The organism is uncultured Novosphingobium sp., assembly GCF_964277725.1.
In the GTDB taxonomy this organism is placed as follows: Bacteria; Pseudomonadota; Alphaproteobacteria; order Sphingomonadales; family Sphingomonadaceae; genus Novosphingobium; species Novosphingobium fluoreni.
Genome location: NZ_CAXYKL010000218.1, coordinates 1 through 15,255, shown reverse-complemented (window position 1 = coordinate 15,255; position 15,255 = coordinate 1). Strand labels below are relative to the sequence as shown.

14 protein-coding genes are annotated in these 15,255 nt (G+C 62.2%); 7 read left to right on the top strand and 7 right to left on the bottom strand.

Going from position 1 to position 15,255, the window contains the following annotated elements; all coding sequences use genetic code 11:
* The 3 genes from ahpF to aroC all read right to left on the bottom strand — a co-directional run.
* Positions 1 to 1,544, bottom strand: a 1,544-nt coding sequence (gene ahpF / locus ACHWRX_RS12555; protein WP_394659440.1) for an alkyl hydroperoxide reductase subunit F, incomplete at its 3' end; no start/stop codon positions are given.
* Between the two features lie 120 nt (positions 1,545 to 1,664).
* On the bottom strand, positions 1,665 to 2,231 hold the full coding sequence (gene ahpC, locus ACHWRX_RS12550; protein ID WP_394659439.1) for an alkyl hydroperoxide reductase subunit C: 567 nt from the start codon (positions 2,229 to 2,231) through the stop codon (positions 1,665 to 1,667).
* Positions 2,232 to 2,401: 170 nt separating this feature from the next.
* Entirely contained in the window at positions 2,402 to 3,469 is a 1,068-nt protein-coding gene (gene aroC / locus ACHWRX_RS12545; protein WP_394659438.1) for a chorismate synthase, read from the bottom strand.
* Positions 3,470 to 3,558: 89 nt separating this feature from the next.
* Between aroC and ACHWRX_RS12540 the strand changes: the two genes are divergently transcribed.
* Positions 3,559 to 3,906, top strand: coding sequence for an ArsC family reductase (locus ACHWRX_RS12540; protein ID WP_394659437.1), 348 nt, complete (start codon positions 3,559 to 3,561; stop codon positions 3,904 to 3,906).
* 3 nt (positions 3,907 to 3,909) lie between these two features.
* Here the strand turns inward: ACHWRX_RS12540 and ACHWRX_RS12535 are convergent, their stop codons facing one another.
* Both ACHWRX_RS12535 and ubiG read right to left on the bottom strand, forming a co-directional pair.
* Entirely contained in the window at positions 3,910 to 4,950 is a 1,041-nt protein-coding gene (locus ACHWRX_RS12535) for a sensor histidine kinase (RefSeq protein ID WP_394659436.1), read from the bottom strand.
* 124 nt (positions 4,951 to 5,074) lie between these two features.
* Entirely contained in the window at positions 5,075 to 5,815 is a 741-nt protein-coding gene (gene ubiG / locus ACHWRX_RS12530) for a bifunctional 2-polyprenyl-6-hydroxyphenol methylase/3-demethylubiquinol 3-O-methyltransferase UbiG (protein ID WP_394659435.1), read from the bottom strand.
* A gap of 79 nt (positions 5,816 to 5,894) precedes the next feature.
* Here ubiG and ACHWRX_RS12525 point away from each other — a divergent pair, with 79 nt between their 5' ends.
* From ACHWRX_RS12525 to purU, 3 genes are all read left to right on the top strand, one after another.
* A complete protein-coding gene (locus ACHWRX_RS12525; protein ID WP_394659434.1) occupies positions 5,895 to 7,169 on the top strand; it encodes an aspartate kinase in 1,275 nt (424 codons plus the stop codon).
* Between the two features lie 86 nt (positions 7,170 to 7,255).
* Positions 7,256 to 8,278, top strand: coding sequence for an NAD(P)H-dependent flavin oxidoreductase (locus ACHWRX_RS12520; protein WP_394659433.1), 1,023 nt, complete (start codon positions 7,256 to 7,258; stop codon positions 8,276 to 8,278).
* Between the two features lie 9 nt (positions 8,279 to 8,287).
* A complete protein-coding gene (purU, locus tag ACHWRX_RS12515; protein WP_058736990.1) occupies positions 8,288 to 9,142 on the top strand; it encodes a formyltetrahydrofolate deformylase in 855 nt (284 codons plus the stop codon).
* Positions 9,143 to 9,159: 17 nt separating this feature from the next.
* On the opposite strand, the gene ACHWRX_RS12510 is transcribed toward purU, so the two are convergent.
* Positions 9,160 to 9,348 carry a DUF3008 family protein gene (locus ACHWRX_RS12510; protein WP_058737218.1) on the bottom strand — a complete coding sequence of 63 codons (189 nt, stop codon included), beginning with the start codon at positions 9,346 to 9,348 and terminating at the stop codon, positions 9,160 to 9,162.
* A gap of 156 nt (positions 9,349 to 9,504) precedes the next feature.
* On the opposite strand from ACHWRX_RS12510, the gene ACHWRX_RS12505 reads away from it, so the two are divergent.
* The 3 genes from ACHWRX_RS12505 (at position 9,505) to ACHWRX_RS12495 (ending at position 13,633) form a co-directional block, all read left to right on the top strand.
* A complete protein-coding gene (locus tag ACHWRX_RS12505) occupies positions 9,505 to 11,106 on the top strand; it encodes an alpha-amylase family glycosyl hydrolase (protein WP_394659432.1) in 1,602 nt (533 codons plus the stop codon).
* Positions 11,106 to 12,119 (top strand): glycosyltransferase family 4 protein, encoded by a 1,014-nt coding sequence (locus ACHWRX_RS12500; protein WP_394659431.1) that lies wholly within the window; start codon positions 11,106 to 11,108, stop codon positions 12,117 to 12,119. Before ACHWRX_RS12505 ends, ACHWRX_RS12500 begins: the two co-directional genes overlap by 1 nt.
* Positions 12,120 to 12,793: 674 nt before the next feature.
* Positions 12,794 to 13,633 carry a MucR family transcriptional regulator gene (locus ACHWRX_RS12495; RefSeq protein WP_394659430.1) on the top strand — a complete coding sequence of 280 codons (840 nt, stop codon included), beginning with the start codon at positions 12,794 to 12,796 and terminating at the stop codon, positions 13,631 to 13,633.
* 74 nt (positions 13,634 to 13,707) lie between these two features.
* On the opposite strand, the gene ACHWRX_RS12490 is transcribed toward ACHWRX_RS12495, so the two are convergent.
* Positions 13,708 to 15,114 (bottom strand): short-chain fatty acyl-CoA regulator family protein, encoded by a 1,407-nt coding sequence (locus ACHWRX_RS12490; RefSeq protein WP_183617359.1) that lies wholly within the window; start codon positions 15,112 to 15,114, stop codon positions 13,708 to 13,710.
* Positions 15,115 to 15,255: the final 141 nt, after the last annotated feature.

Sequence of the window (15,255 nt, the reverse complement as noted above, 5' to 3'; positions counted from 1 at the left end):
AGGTAGTCGAACGCGGAGAGCGCCGCCTTGGAGCCTTCGCCCATGGCGATGATGATCTGCTTGTAGGGCGTGGTCGTCGCGTCTCCCGCCGCGAACACGCCGGGCAGGTTGGTGGCGCAATGACCGTCGATCACGATCTCACCCCGGTTCAATTCCAGCCCCGTGTCCTGCAGGAACTCGGTATTGGGAACCAAGCCGATCTGCACGAATATGCCTTCGAGCGAAAGCTTGTGGTCTTCACCCGTTTCGCGGTTCTTATAGGTGAGGGAGCTGACCTTTTCGCCATCGCCCAGCACTTCGGTGGATTGGGCCGAGACCAGGATGTCGACGTTCTTCATCGATCGTAGTTTGTCCACCAGCACCTGATCCGCGCGTAGCTTGCTGTCGAACTCGATCAGCGTGACGTGGCCGACGATGTTGGCCAAATCAATCGCGGCTTCGACACCGGAATTGCCGCCGCCGATAACCGCCACGCGCTTGCCCTTGAACAGCGGGCCATCGCAGTGCGGGCAGTAGGCCACGCCCTTGTTGCGGTACTCGGCTTCACCGGGCACGCCCAGATTGCGCCAGCGCGCGCCGGTGGTGAGGATCACGGAGCGCGCCTTCAGCGAAGCACCGTTCGAGAACACAACTTCGTGCATGCCGCCCAGCTGCGTGGCCGGGATCAGCTTTTCGGCGCGCAGCAGGTTCATGGAGTCGATCTCGTACTCCTTGATGTGCTGTTCCAGCGCACCCGCCAGCTTCGGGCCCTCGGTATAGGGGACGGAAATGAAGTTCTCGATCCCCATCGTATCCTGCACCTGGCCGCCCATGCGCTCGGCGGCGATGCCGGTGCGAAAGCCCTTGCGCGCGGTGTAGATGGCCGCCGCCGCGCCTGCCGGGCCGCCGCCGACGACCAGCACTTCGTAGGGCGCCTTGTCCGCCAGCTTGGCGGCGGCGCGGGCCTCGGCTCCGGTGTCGAGCTTGGCGAGGATCTCCTCCACGCTCATCTTGCCCGAGCCCCACATGGCACCGTTCAGGAATACCGCCGGCACGGCCATGATACCGCGCGTTTCCACTTCCTGTTTGAACGTGCCGCCTTCGATCAGCGTGGCATTCACGCGCGGGTTGTAGAGCGCCATCAGCGTCAGCGCCTGCACCACGTCGGGGCAGTTGTGGCATGAGAGCGAGAAATACATCTCGAAGTCAAAATCGCCTTCGAGGCTGCGGATCGCCTCCAGCGTCTCGTCCGACACTTTGGGCGGATGGCCGCCGGTCCACAGCAGCGCCAGCACGAGCGAGGTGAATTCATGGCCCAGCGGCACGCCGGCGAAGCGAACCCAGACGCTGGCGTCCGAGGCGCGGCGGATGATGAAGCTGGGGCGGCGCGCATCGTCGCCGTCGAACGTCGCCGTCACCTTGTCGCTGAGGCTGGAGATCGCTTCCAGCAGCTCGCGGGTTTCGGCGGACTTTGCGTCGTCGCCCAGTGAGGCGACAAGCTCGATCGGCTCGCGCAGCATGGCGAGGTATTGCGAGAGCTGTTGCTTCAAGGTGGCGTCGAGCATGTGTGATGTTCCTTATGTGTTGCGATGGCCTGCTGCCCACTTTCGCCACCCCCGCCTTGGCGGGAATGACGAAGTGCGTGGGCGTTGGGGGGCGCTTGGTCCCCCCAGGCCGTTAGTGCCTTAGATCTTGCCGACGAGGTCGAGCGAGGGAGCCAGCGTTTCGCTGCCTTCTTCCCACTTGGCCGGGCAGACCTGGCCGGGGTGCTCACGCCAGTACTTGGCGGCCTTGATCTTGCGGACGAGTTCGGAGGCGTTGCGGCCCACGCCCTCGGGGGTGATTTCCACGAGCTGGATCACGCCGTCCGGATCGACCACGAAGGTCGCGCGGTCAGCGAGGCCGGCCTCTTCGCGCAGAACGCCGAAGTTGTTGGTCAGGCGGTGGTTCTGGTCGCCCAGGAATGCGTACTTCAGCTTGCCGATGGTCTCGGAAGTGTCATGCCATGCCTTGTGGCTGAAATGGGTGTCGGTCGACACGCCATACACTTCCACGCCCAGGCCCTGAAGCGTGTCATACTGCTCACCCAGGTCTTCCAGCTCGGTGGGGCAAACAAACGTGAAATCTGCGGGATAGAAGAAGAACACGGCCCACTTGCCTTCGATGTCCTTTTCGGTGACGTCAAAGAAGTCCTTACCGGCCTGGAAGGCGGTGTTCTTGAACGGCTTGAGGGTGCTGCCGACGATACCCATGGGTCAGAAAACTCCTACTTGGTTGGACTGTCCGAAGCGGGAGATAGGAGAGGGCGAAGGCAGATGGTAGCCCAAAGGTCCGATGGACCTGATCGAGTTTAGCGATCACTCGCGGCGAGATGAGTGGCAGTGGCGATCAGTTGAACATACTGCCTTATCGTCACGTTTTGCTAGCCGCACTGGCCGCGATGCAGCAGCTTATGATCCGCCAGAACCAACGCCATCATCGCTTCCACCACCGGCGCGCCACGAATGCCGACGCAAGGGTCATGGCGACCTTTGGTAAATAGCTCGGTGGCATCGCCATCACGGGTGATTGTCGGCTGCGGGGTCAGGATCGAACTCGTCGGCTTGAAAGCCACGCGCACCACCACGGGTTGCCCGGTGGAGATGCCGCCGGCGATGCCGCCCGCGTGGTTGGCGTCGAACCGTGGACCGGTTGTTCCAGGGTACATCGGGTCGGCGTTCTGCTCTCCGCTCAGGCGGGCGGCGGCGAAGCCATCTCCGATCTCCACGCCCTTGACCGCATTGATGCCCATCATCGCAGCGGCAAGGTCTGCATCGAGCTTGCCATAGAGTGGTGCCCCCCAGCCAGCTGGCAAGCCGGTAGCGATACATTCGACCACGGCTCCGACGGATGAGCCGGACTTGCGCACGGCCTCCATCTGCGTGGCCCAGCGCGTTGCGGCCTTTGCGTCGGGGCAGAAGAACGGGTTGTTGGCGATTTCGGACGCGTCGAAGCTGGCGCGGTCGATCGCGTCGCCCCCGATCTCGGTGACATACGCCAGGATCGAGACCTCGGGGATCACCAGGCGCGCGACGCCGCCTGCCGCGACACGTGCCGCCGTCTCGCGCGCCGAACTGCGGCCGCCCCCGCGATAGTCGCGAAAGCCGTATTTGGCGTCGTAGGCATAGTCGGCGTGGCCGGGGCGATAGGCCTTGGCGACCTCGGAGTAGTCTTTTGATCGCTGGTCGACATTCTCGATCATCAGCGAGATCGGCGTGCCGGTAGTCTTGCCTTCGAACACGCCGGACAGGATGCGGACCTGATCCGGCTCTTGCCGCTGCGTGGTGAACTTTGACTGGCCGGGCCGACGCGCATCCAGGAAGGGCTGCAGCTTGCCCTCATCGATCTCCAGCCCCGGGGGACACCCGTCCACGACCGCGCCCAGGGCAGGGCCATGGCTCTCCCCCCAAGTCGTGAACCGCAGCAGGCGACCGAAACTGTTGACGCTCATGGCTGCGCGCTTTGTCGCGTCAGGGGCGCTTTGTCCAGTTTGCGCAATATCCGCTTGCCCGGCTGGACCCGCCGCGCAAAGAATTGCGCATGACGATCACTCTCTATGGCATACCCAACTGCGATACCGTGAAGAAGGCGCGGGCATGGCTCGATCAGAACGGCCTGGCTTACGACTTTCATGACTACAAGAAGCAGGGAGCGAATCCCGAGCAACTTGCACGGTGGGTCGATCAGGCCGGGTGGGAGGTGGTGTTGAACCGCCGTGGCACCACGTTCCGCGCGTTGCCGGAGGCGGAGAAGTCCGATCTTGACGCGACCAAGGCGGTGAAGCTGATGGCGGCCAACCCGAGTTGTATCAAGCGGCCTGTCGTCGAATATCCGGGCGGCTTGCTGGTCGGGTTCGACGCTGCGCGCTGGGAGCAGGCGCTGCGCTAATGATCAGGCGGCCCGCGCGTCTCCACCATCGCAACTGAGTGACACTTCGCAGCCTTCCGGTCCGAAACGCGTAGCGTGCCGGGCCCGGGCCTGGCGTGCGAAGGCTTCGAGCAGCTTTGATCCGATGCCGCCCGTTGTCGTGGGCGGCGGCGCGGCGTTGCCCACGCCGTTGTCGCGGATGACCAGCCGCCATTTCTCTCCCTGCGCTTCGAAATGGACCACCACCTTGCCCGGGCGGCTCTGCGGGAAAGCGTACTTGGCGCAGTTGGTCAGCGCCTCGTTAGCGAACAGACCGATGGCCACGGCCGACTCGCGCGGCAGGCTGACATCGGCGCAGCGCGCCTCCACCTTCACCTCGGGCGGCAACATCGCGCCGCTGACCCGCTCCACCATGCGATGGAGATAGGGACGCATTTCCACCACCACGCCTTCGCCTTGCTCCCCGGCGAGGTGGGTATAAGCCTCTGCGAAAGTGCGTACGCGGCCGATCGCATCGTCGAAGGCGCGGACGATCTGCTTTGAGCCCTCACGCCGCTTTTGCAGTTCGAGCAGGCTGGCGACGAGCGCGAAGTTGTTCTTCGTGCGATGTTCCAGCTCTGCCAGAAGCACCGCGCGTCGCTCGATTTCGGCTTCGCGCTGGAGCCGCTCATGCTCCACGGCGTAGCGGAAGGTTTCGGCAAAGATCAGCACGACAAGGATGGATAGCGCGTTCAGCCCGGCGATGGAGGCAGCCTGCGTTTCCATCCTGACGCCGATGCCCATCGCGAAAGTCTGGTAGCAGGCCCAACCGAAAGCGACCGCAAACGCAACAAGTCCAGCTTCCCAGCGACCGTAAAGCGTGGCCAGCAGGACAGCCGGATAGATCAGGGAGAACAGGCCGGTGCCAGGGGCCCAGATGCCTACAAGCATCCGCAAGCCGATCATCAATAGCCCGCACGCCACACCCAGCGTGATCCGCGCCACGGCACGCTTGGCTGGCGTATCGAAACGTCGCGCGATATCGAAATGCGTCAGTCGATGCAGTTGGTTACCCCTCCTTGCCACAGAGTGGATCCCGCCACGGCTTTAACTTGCCTGCACCCCGCTAGATGCGAAGATTAAGTGAATTGATCATGACCGTCGAGAGCTAAGCCGATGCCTCACCCTGTCCCTAGGGGCAATGGCGGGGCTACGCCTGCGTGGCGGTGACGATGTAGTTCAGGGCAAGATCGTCCGATTCGTGCAGGCCTTTCAGCAGCGACCATGCGATCCCGCGCGGCTCGCCCATGACCAGTCCGGCGGCCAGCAGCAGATCGCGCAGTTCGTCAGGGGTGATGAAATCGTCCCAGTGATGCGTGCCGCGCGGCACTTGCCCCAACCGCTCCGCCGCCTCGACAAGCAGCAGGCGAGAGCGCGAGGTGCGGTTCGGGGTGGAGATGACCATCAACCCGCCGGGTGCCAGGGCATTCGCCAACGATCCGACGAACGCGGCCTTGTGGCCGACATGCTCGATCACCTCCATGGCGCAAACCAGGTCCTGCTCTTGCGGGGCGACGTGCGCGATCTCATCCGCGTGATAGGTGATCGCAAGGCCCATCTCATCCGCGTGCGCCCGCGCTGCCGCGATGTTTTCGGCGGCGGCGTCGATCCCGGTGACGGCGGCCCCGAGCCTTGCCAGAGGCTCTGTCAACAGGCCGGCCCCGCAGCCGACATCCAGCGCCCGCTTGCCGGCGAGGGGTTTGAGGCTGCGCGGATCGGTGCCGAAATACGCGTCCACCGCCGAGCGCACGAAGCCCAGTCGAACCGGGTTCAGCCGGTGGAGCATCGCCGATGAGCCTTTGGGGTCCCACCACTGCGCCGCGAGCGCGCCGAAGTGTGCGGCTTCTTGCGGGCGGATGGTCTGTTGCGTTGCGGCGGTTGCATTGTTCATGGGCACCCCCTAACAGCGCGCCCGACTCTAATCCACTGGCCCGGACGGTAAACCCGGCGATCACAGGAGGTACCGCCCCGTGGCGCGCATCGTGATGAAATTCGGCGGCACTTCGATGGCCGGCACCGAGCGCATCCGGCGTGTGGCGGGCATCGTCAAACGCCAGCAGGAAGCAGGCCACGAGGTTGCCGTCGTAGTTTCGGCCATGGCGGGCGAAACCGATCGACTGGTGAACTTCTGCCGCGAGGCCAGCGCGCTGTACGATCCGGCGGAATACGACGTCGTCGTCGCCAGTGGTGAGCAGGTTACATCCGGCTTGTTGGCGCTCACGCTGCAGGCCCTGGGCTGCAAGGCGCGTTCTTGGCTTGGCTGGCAAGTGCCGATCAAGACTGACGACGCCCATGCCAAGGCCCGGATCGAGGATATCGATGCCGACGCGCTGATCGCCTCCATGGCGTCGGGCGAGATCGCGGTGATCCCGGGATTCCAGGGCGTATCGCCCGAAGGCCGGGTGACCACGCTGGGCCGGGGCGGCTCGGACACCTCGGCTGTCGCGGTCGCCGCCGCGGTCAAGGCCGATCGCTGCGACATCTATACGGATGTGGACGGCGTCTATACCACTGATCCGCGCATCGTCGCCAAGGCGCGCAAGTTGCCGCTGGTGACGTATGAGGAAATGCTGGAACTGGCCTCGGTCGGATCGAAGGTGCTGCAAACCCGTTCGGTCAGCCTCGCGATGAAGGAAAAGGTGCGGGTGCAAGTCCTCTCCTCGTTTATCGACGAGGACGCGCCTGCCGCCGATACGCTGCCCGGCACGATGATCGTCAGTGATGAAGAATTGGCCAATGCGGAACAGGAAGGAAGCGACATGGAACGCCAGCTGATCACCGGCATCGCTGCCGACAAGAACGAAGCCAAGATCACCTTGACCCGCGTGCCGGACCGTCCCGGTGCGGTGGCCGGGATATTCACGCCGCTGGCTGATTCGAACATCAACGTCGACATGATCATCCAGAACGTGGCGAAGGAAAAGGGCGAGACGGACGTCACCTTCACCGTGCCCAAGGCCGATCTGCCGCGCGCTCAGTCCTTGCTGGAAGAGCGCCAGGAAGCGATCGGCTACTACCGCCTGATCGCGGACGATCAGGTGGCGAAGGTCAGCGTCGTAGGCGTGGGCATGCGCAGTCATGCGGGCGTCGCATCCACCATGTTCCAGACGCTGGCGGATCGCGGCATCAACATCGAGGCGATTTCCACCAGCGAGATCAAGGTCTCGGTATTGATCGATTCGGACGAGACCGAACTGGCCGTGCGCGTGCTGCACACCGCCTACGGGATGGACGCCCCGGCCTGATCCAGTCGATCCCCGGCCTGCGCGACTTGTGCGACGGGCCGGGTCAGCCTAAAGGCGCGCTCCACCTCTTGCCGACCGGAGCAGTCATGAGCGCCTATACCAAGACCGCAGCGTTGATGGCGCGTGGCGCAGAATTCTTCGGCAGCGAATATGCGATCCTATGCGGCGCGATGTCCTGGGTGTCGGAGCGCAATCTGGTCTCGGCGATCAGCAACGCCGGCGGCTTCGGCGTAATCGCCTGCGGCGCCATGACGCCTGAACTGCTGGACAAAGAGATCGCGGCGACCAAGGCGCTGACGGCGAAGCCGTTCGGCGTGAACCTCATCACCATGCACCCGCAACTGTTCGATCTGATCGCGGTATGCGGCCGCCATGCCGTGGGCCACGTCGTGCTGGCGGGCGGCATCCCTCCCAAAGGCAGCGTGGAAGCGATCAAGGCGGGCGGGGCGAAGGTCATCTGCTTTGCGCCCACTCTCGCGCTGGGCAAGAAGCTGTTGCGATCTGGCGCGGATGCCTTGGTGATCGAAGGCATGGAGGCGGGCGGCCACATCGGGCCGGTGTCCACATCCGTGCTGGCGCAGGAGATTCTCCCTTCTCTCGCAGCCGATCATCTTATCTTCGTGGCGGGCGGGATCGGCCGGGGTGAAGCGATCGCCGGTCACCTGGAGATGGGGGCGGCGGGCGTGCAACTAGGCACCCGCTTTGCTTGTGCAACTGAGTCCATCGCGCACGCCGCATTCAAGCAGGCGTTCTTCCGCGCTTCCGCCCGCGATGCGGTCGCTTCCGTGCAAGTGGACGCGCGCCTGCCGGTGATCCCGGTCCGCGCGTTGAAGAACAAGGGCACCGAGGCATTCACCGCCAAGCAGATCGAGGTGGCCAAGCTGCTGGATGACGAAAGTGTGGCCATGATGGAGGCGCAACTCCAGATCGAGCATTACTGGGCGGGCGCCTTGCGCCGCGCTGTGATCGACGGTGATGTGGAGAACGGTTCGCTGATGGCCGGCCAGTCGGTCGGAATGGTCACGAAGGAAGAGCCCGTGGCAGAGATCATCGCGGCGCTGATGGGCGAGTGCGAGGCCGCGCTGGCCAAGCGCGCCGTCGCGGCCTGAGGCTTGCTGATGGCCGAGCCGCTCATCCTGGCGCTGTCCTGCAAGGATCGCCCCGGCATCGTCGCCCGGGTGACGGGTTACCTGGCTCAGGCCGGTGGCAACATCATCGAGGCGCAGCAATTCAACGACCGCGCCCAGGACAAATTCTTCATGCGCGTCGCTTTTGATCCGGGCGCTGCCGATCGTGAGGATATCCGCGAAGGCTTCGGCCCGATCGCGCACGAATATGGGATGGCCTGGTCGATGCAGCGGCGCGATCGCCCGCGGCGCGTGCTGCTGATGGTGAGCAAGTTCGACCATTGCCTGGCGGACTTGCTTTATCGCCGTCGCATCGGTGAGATCGCGATGGATGTGGTGGCGATCGTCAGCAATCATCCGCGCGAGGCAATCAATTCCGAAATGATCGGCGATATTCCGTTCCATCACTTGCCCGTAGCCAAGGACAACAAGGCCGCGCAGGAAGCGCAAGTCCGTGCCTTGGTGGAGGAAACGCGGGCCGAACTGGTGGTGCTGGCGCGTTACATGCAGATACTGTCCGACGAGATGGCGGGATATCTGTCAGGTCGCTGCATCAACATCCACCACTCGTTCCTGCCCGGGTTCAAGGGCGCGAAACCCTACCACCAGGCCCATGCCCGCGGCGTCAAGATGATCGGGGCGACGGCGCACTACGTCACGGCCGACCTAGACGAAGGGCCGATCATCCACCAGGACGTGGAAGCGGTGACGCATGCCGACACGCCTGAGGATATGGTACGCAAGGGGCGCGACATCGAACGCCGTGTTTTGGCGGAAGCGGTGCGGCTCCATCTGGAAGATCGGGTACTGTTGAACGGAACGCGGACGGTCGTATTCGGCCGCTGAGGCGGCCTACATCGCCGTCAACTTTTGGCTTTATGCTCCGGCTTGCCCTTCCGCTTTGTGGAGGCAAGCTCTTCCAACTCCTTTTCCGTCATCGACTTTTCCATCGATTTGGACGCGCCCTGAAGTTTGCTCTTGGGCGTGTCGCCACGTTTGGCTGACAAAGCGGCTCCGGCGGCTTTCTGCTGAGCGGCAGATTTTGCAGGCATCGTATGAACTCCTTGATCCTGGCCAAGTAACGCGCGGAGGTCATGGCGGTTCACAAGTTCAGGGCTAATGATCGCTGGCCCTATCCTATGGCAGGAAGCGCTATCATCATCCCGTGACTAGGAACCATCGCCGGCCCCGCGCCTTTCGTCGGCGTGATGGCAGAACGACGCGACACGCCCTGGTGGGAGCGGGGGGTGATCTATCAGATCTACCCCAGATCTTTTCAGGACTCCAACGGAGACGGAATCGGTGATCTTGCCGGTGTGATCGCGCGGCTGGACTATGTTGCGCAGTTGGGCGTCGATGCGATCTGGTTGTCGCCCATATTCCCTTCGCCCATGGCCGACTTCGGATACGACGTGGCCGACTATTGCGGGATCGAACCGCTCTTCGGGGATTTGGCTACTTTTGATCGGCTGATCAGCGAAATCCATGCTCGTGGTCTGAAGCTGCTGCTGGATTTCGTGCCCAATCACAGTTCGGACCAACATCCGTGGTTTATCGAAAGCCGCTCGTCCCGCGATAATCCGAAGCGAGACTGGTATATCTGGCGTGATGCCGGTGCGGACGGTGGCCCGCCCAACAATTGGATCAGTGATTTTGGCGGCTCATCCTGGGAATGGGATGAGGCGACCGGGCAATACTACCTACACGCGTTCCTGAAAGAACAGCCGGACCTTAACTGGCGCAACCCGGAACTGCGCGCGGCGATGAGCGATGTGCTTCGGTTCTGGCTGGATCGCGGCGTGGACGGCTTCCGCATTGATGTGATCTGGCACATGGTCAAGCATGAAGCGTTCCCGGACAATCCACTCAATCCGGCATGGACGCCCGAAGTGCGAGAGCGCGACAAGCTGATCCAGCTTCACTCGACCGATCAACCCGAAGCGCACACGATTTCAGCGGAGATGCGTCGTCTTGCTGACAGTTATGGGGACCGGGTTCTGGTCGGGGAAATATTTCTACCCAACGATCGCCATGCCAAATGGTTTGGCACCCCAGAACAGCCGCAAGTGCACTTGCCGTTCAACTTCCAATTGATCGAAAATCCGTGGGATGCGGCTTCGCTTCGGCAAATTATCGCGGATTACGAAGGTTCGTTGCCGGCGTTTGGTTGGCCCAACTGGGTTATCGGCAGCCACGACGCGCCCCGCATCGCTGCGCGCGTCGGTGAGGCGCAGGCGCGGGTCGCGGCGATGCTGCTGCTGACCTTGCGCGGTACGCCCACGCTCTATCAAGGCGATGAACTCGGCATCGGCGAGGTGACGATTCCACCGGAACGAATGCGCGATCCCCAGCACTTGCGAGAGCCGGAGCGAGGGATCGGTCGCGATCGGTCTCGCACGCCGATGCCCTGGAACGATGCGCCGTTCGCCGGCTTCAGCACCGCCGAGCCGTGGTTGCCGCTGAACGATGACTGGCGTGCCCGAAATGTCGCCGCGCAGAGTGCGGATGAACATTCAATGCTGCGCCTCTATCAGAAACTACTCGCGCTGCGGCGCAGTTCTCCGGCGTTGACGATTGGTTCCTTCACCTTGACGGACGCGGACGACGAAGTCTTGTCCTTCATTCGGCAAGCAGGAGAGGAGACGCTGCTGATCGTTCTCAACCTAAGCTCGCAAGCGCGGGGGTTTGCGACGCCCCAGGGCTATGGCCTGGGTGAGACAATCGCTTCTACACTCGCGAAATCTGACGCCACAACCGGAACTGTTGCGGCGGATGAGGGCGTGATCTTCAGACTGACGGGAAAATACTGATGCGCATCGCCATGCTGGCGCCAATCGCCTGGCGCACCCCGCCGCGCCATTATGGCCCGTGGGAACTCGTCACCAGCCTGCTCACCGAAGCGCTGGTGCGCAAAGGCGCAGATGTCACTTTGTTCGCGACGCAAGACAGCTTGACGTCGGCCAAGTTGGATGGCGTCGTGCCGGCGCCTTACAGCGAGGATCCGTCGATCGACGCCAAAGTGTGGGAGCATCGCCACCTCGCTCACCTTTTCGAGCAGGCCGATAACTTCGATGTGATCCACAACCAGGCCGATTTCCCGGCCCACGCCTTTGCTCAGCTTGTCGACACGCCGATGGTCACGACGATCCACGGCTTTTCGTCCGACCGCATCCTCCCGATGTACAAGCCCTATCAGGATCGCGTTCACTATGTGGCGATCAGCGAGGCGGACAGGCATCCTGCCCTGAAATACGCCGCAACGATCCACCATGGTATCGATATTGAAAGCTTCCCTTTCGACGAGGCGGGTAGCGATACGCTGCTGTTCTTTGGCCGAATGCATCCCGACAAGGGCGCGCACCATGCGCTGGACGTGGCGCGGCGATGCGGGCGGGCGCTCGATCTTTACGGCATCGTACAGGATGATGGATATTTCGCCCGCGAAGTAACCTCCCGACTTGGCGAGAACGCACGGTATCATGGGGCAGTCGGTGGCGAAGAGCGCCTGAAGGTCCTGGGTCAGGCACGCGCGCTGCTTCACCTGATCGATTTCGATGAACCTTTCGGGCTTTCCGTGGTGGAAGCAATGGCCTGCGGTACGCCGGTGATCGCCTCAAGACGTGGTTCTATGACCGAGATTATCGAGCACGGCGTCAATGGTTTCCTGGTGGATAGCAACGAAGAGGCGGTGCGGGCGATTGCCGCCGTGGGATCGCTCGATCGGAAAGCCGTGCGAGCGAGTGTCGAACGCCGTTTCCACGTCGATCGCATGGCAGACGAATATTTGGCGCTCTACAATCGTATTCTTACGGCCAAAAGTTGAAAGAAGTCGCTCCCACCGTTTAGGCCTTCGGCCCTGGCTCGGATCACCACTGCCATCAGCGGGTCTCGGCTTTGGATATCATCTATGTTTCGAAATCGTTGGGTCGAGCAGCTGAAGCCAGTATAGTTGCGAAACAGTGGTCGTTTTCGCCTGATAGCGTCACGGAAACGAGACCCTCCGAAAAAAGAGCAAGTTTTGCTAAGTCCTGCCAGAACGCCAGAGCGGCTGCGGAAAGCGACTGAAGTATCGCGATGCTGCTCGGGCGCCGATCGACCAGAGTTGCACGCCCCAGTTGCCGGTGGAACCCTCGCACTAACATCTATCGACCTCCTGCTGGATTGGCTGGCGAGGATCATGCTCAAGACATGGAAATGCTTACCGGGAGCGCGTCCGATCAGGCATGTACGATTATCGCTAACTTCAACAACGACTTAAGCCGATATCGTCGACAATGGACGCCTTGGCATCAAACCCGATCAGCTGATTGTTTTGCGCAAAATGGCTGTTCTTATGGTCGATCACATTGTGAAAGCCGTCATTAGCGCCTAGCCAGACCGTCCTCAAAAGTTACAGGTCCGAGATGAAATATATCGGGCAGTTGATTACTGTATTGCCAAGATGTCGTATCTTTCTATTATAGAGCTTTCTCGCGTCGCAAATGAAAGACCATCCGAATGCCCGAAGCTGACCAGAGCCAAGATGTCACCGCGCTGACCGTCCAGTTGTTGAGCGCGTACCTGTCGAACAATTCGGTCGGAGCGGGTGAGCTGGCGGGCTTGATCCGTACGACGCGCTCGGCTTTGGTGGAAAGCGCCGTTCCTGCGGTTGCGGAGGAAACGCCGGAGACTTTCACGCCGGCCGTTTCGGTCCGCAAGAGCGTGGGATCGCCTGAGCATATTCTCAGCCTGATTGACGGTAAGCCTTACAAGACATTGAAGCGCCACCTAGCGTCGCACGGACTTACTCCGGACGATTATCGCTCGCGTTATAATCTCCCTGCCAGCTATCCGCTTGTTGCACCTGAATATGCTGCACGTCGCCGCGCTGTAGCGCAGAAGATCGGCTTGGGCAGCCGCAAGCCCGCGCAGGCCGAAAAGGTACAAGCTGATGACACGATAAAGACGCAGACCGCGCCCAGCAGCCCGCGTCGGAAGGCAAAGGTGGAAGAGGCTGGCGCGGCATCGACCCCGGCTGAGCAGGCTGGCGTCTCCGAAGCGGTAAACGCGCCGGTTGTCGCTGCGCCCGAAGCAAAGAGCGCTCCCAAGCGTGGGCGTAAGCCTGCCGCCGCTGCGAAGTCCGCCGCGGGCAAGGCTCCTGCTGCAAAGGCCGCAGCATCGGATGCGGCTGCTGGCGAACAAGCGGCGCCTAGCAAGGCGCGCAAGAGGCTTGGCTTATTCAATTCTTCATCGTCGGATCAGGGCGCTGATGCCGGCACGGCGGCGCAAGATGGTGGCGAAGCAAAGGCTGCCTCTGCCAAGCCGCGCCGCAAGGCTCGCACCCCGCAAAGCGAATAAACGGGCGCGCGTTAACGCAATCAATTATCAGCGCGACGCTTCCCTTTCAAAGGAAGCGTCGCGCTGACTGACAACTAGCCGCCGATCTCATAGGGCACGATGTCACGCCGATTGACGTCGACCGAAATCTCGCGATCACTGGGCGGAAACGCGCGCTGAGAACAGTCGGTCCTTGGGCAGATGCGGCAAGACGTGCCGATCTTTGTAGCTGAGAACGAACTGCTGAGATTCAGTTCGTCGGCGTAAATGAAAGCATCGGCATAATCCGTCTCGCAGCCGAGCGCCACGGCATGGCGGTGCGGGCGTTGGGTGTAATTGCCCCCTTGCTTGACCAGCCCCTTCGCGATCGAAACATAGCGAACGCCATCCGGCATCTCCGCCAGTTGGACATGAATTCTGTCCGGAACGGCGACGGCCTCGTGCACCACCCATAACGGACAGGCCCCGCCAAACCGGGCAAAACGCAACCGTGTCGCTGAATGGCGCTTGGTAATGTTGCCCGCGATATCAACACGGCAGAAGTACATCGGAATGCCCAACTCTCCCGGGCGCTGCAATGTTGAGAGACGATGGCAGACCTGTTCGAATGTCGTGCCAAAGGCATGGCGCAGACGATCGATGTCATGGCGATAGTCCCGAGCGATAAGGCGAAACGCGCCATACGGCATCAGGATCGCACCGGCCGCGTAATTGCCAAGGCCGATCGACAGAAGATTGCGTGACGTGTCCGACGTCACCACGGCGTTGGCGATAATCGCCGCTATCTCTTCGCGAAACACAATGCTCGCCACGTGCCAAGCTAGATGGAACCGCAAGCTGTCCTGCGCTTGCGCGGAGTTCACGGTCAGCGTGCGTGCCGCCTCATCGAAATGTCGCAGGGGCCCGTGCGAAGCGAAGCGGACATCCACACCGCGCTGATCGAGCCACTGCGTCAACGTCTGGATCGAGGGGGTCACCGCTTCGCCCGACAACTGGCCGGAGAACGCCTCGGCCGCGCGGTCGATCGTATCGACGTAGTTGTCGGAATCGCTGAACCAGTCCCGGACCTCTTCCCACGGAAGACGTCCTCCGGCGAGATTTCCCACGCCCAGTGCCTCGTCCAGCATGGCCAGGCGCTGGAGACTTTGCTTGGCGGAGCGCTCCAGATCGATGAAGCGCGCGGCGAACTCTGGATGCTGCTCGGCGATCCGCCTGATCTTCGAGGAGGACAAGTCGCCACTCATGCCCGACGAGGCCATGGCATGATGCAGCGCGACATGGAGCGGTTCGGCCTGCGCCCGCGGTGCGCCACGCCACTCGGACGGGAAGTGGCGTTCCAGCTTGTCGATCAAGGCGGCTGTCAGCGGGCGATCGTCATTCTCCAGCTGGGACAGATAGGCGGCGCTGATCCCCAACGTCTGCGCCATTTCCGCCTGGCGAAGCCGCTTCAACGTCCGGATGGCACGCAGGCTGGAGCCTGCAAAGGTGCGGTAGGCGGGCATGCTCGTGGGTATAGTTTGCAAACTTGGTGTTTACAACTTTGCAGAATAACATTGGACGCGGGGGATGAGATGCTTTGATAGGGCATGGTTGAGAGCCGTGACGGCAGGGAGTGATTAGCAGGTGTCAGCCAACATCGCGGA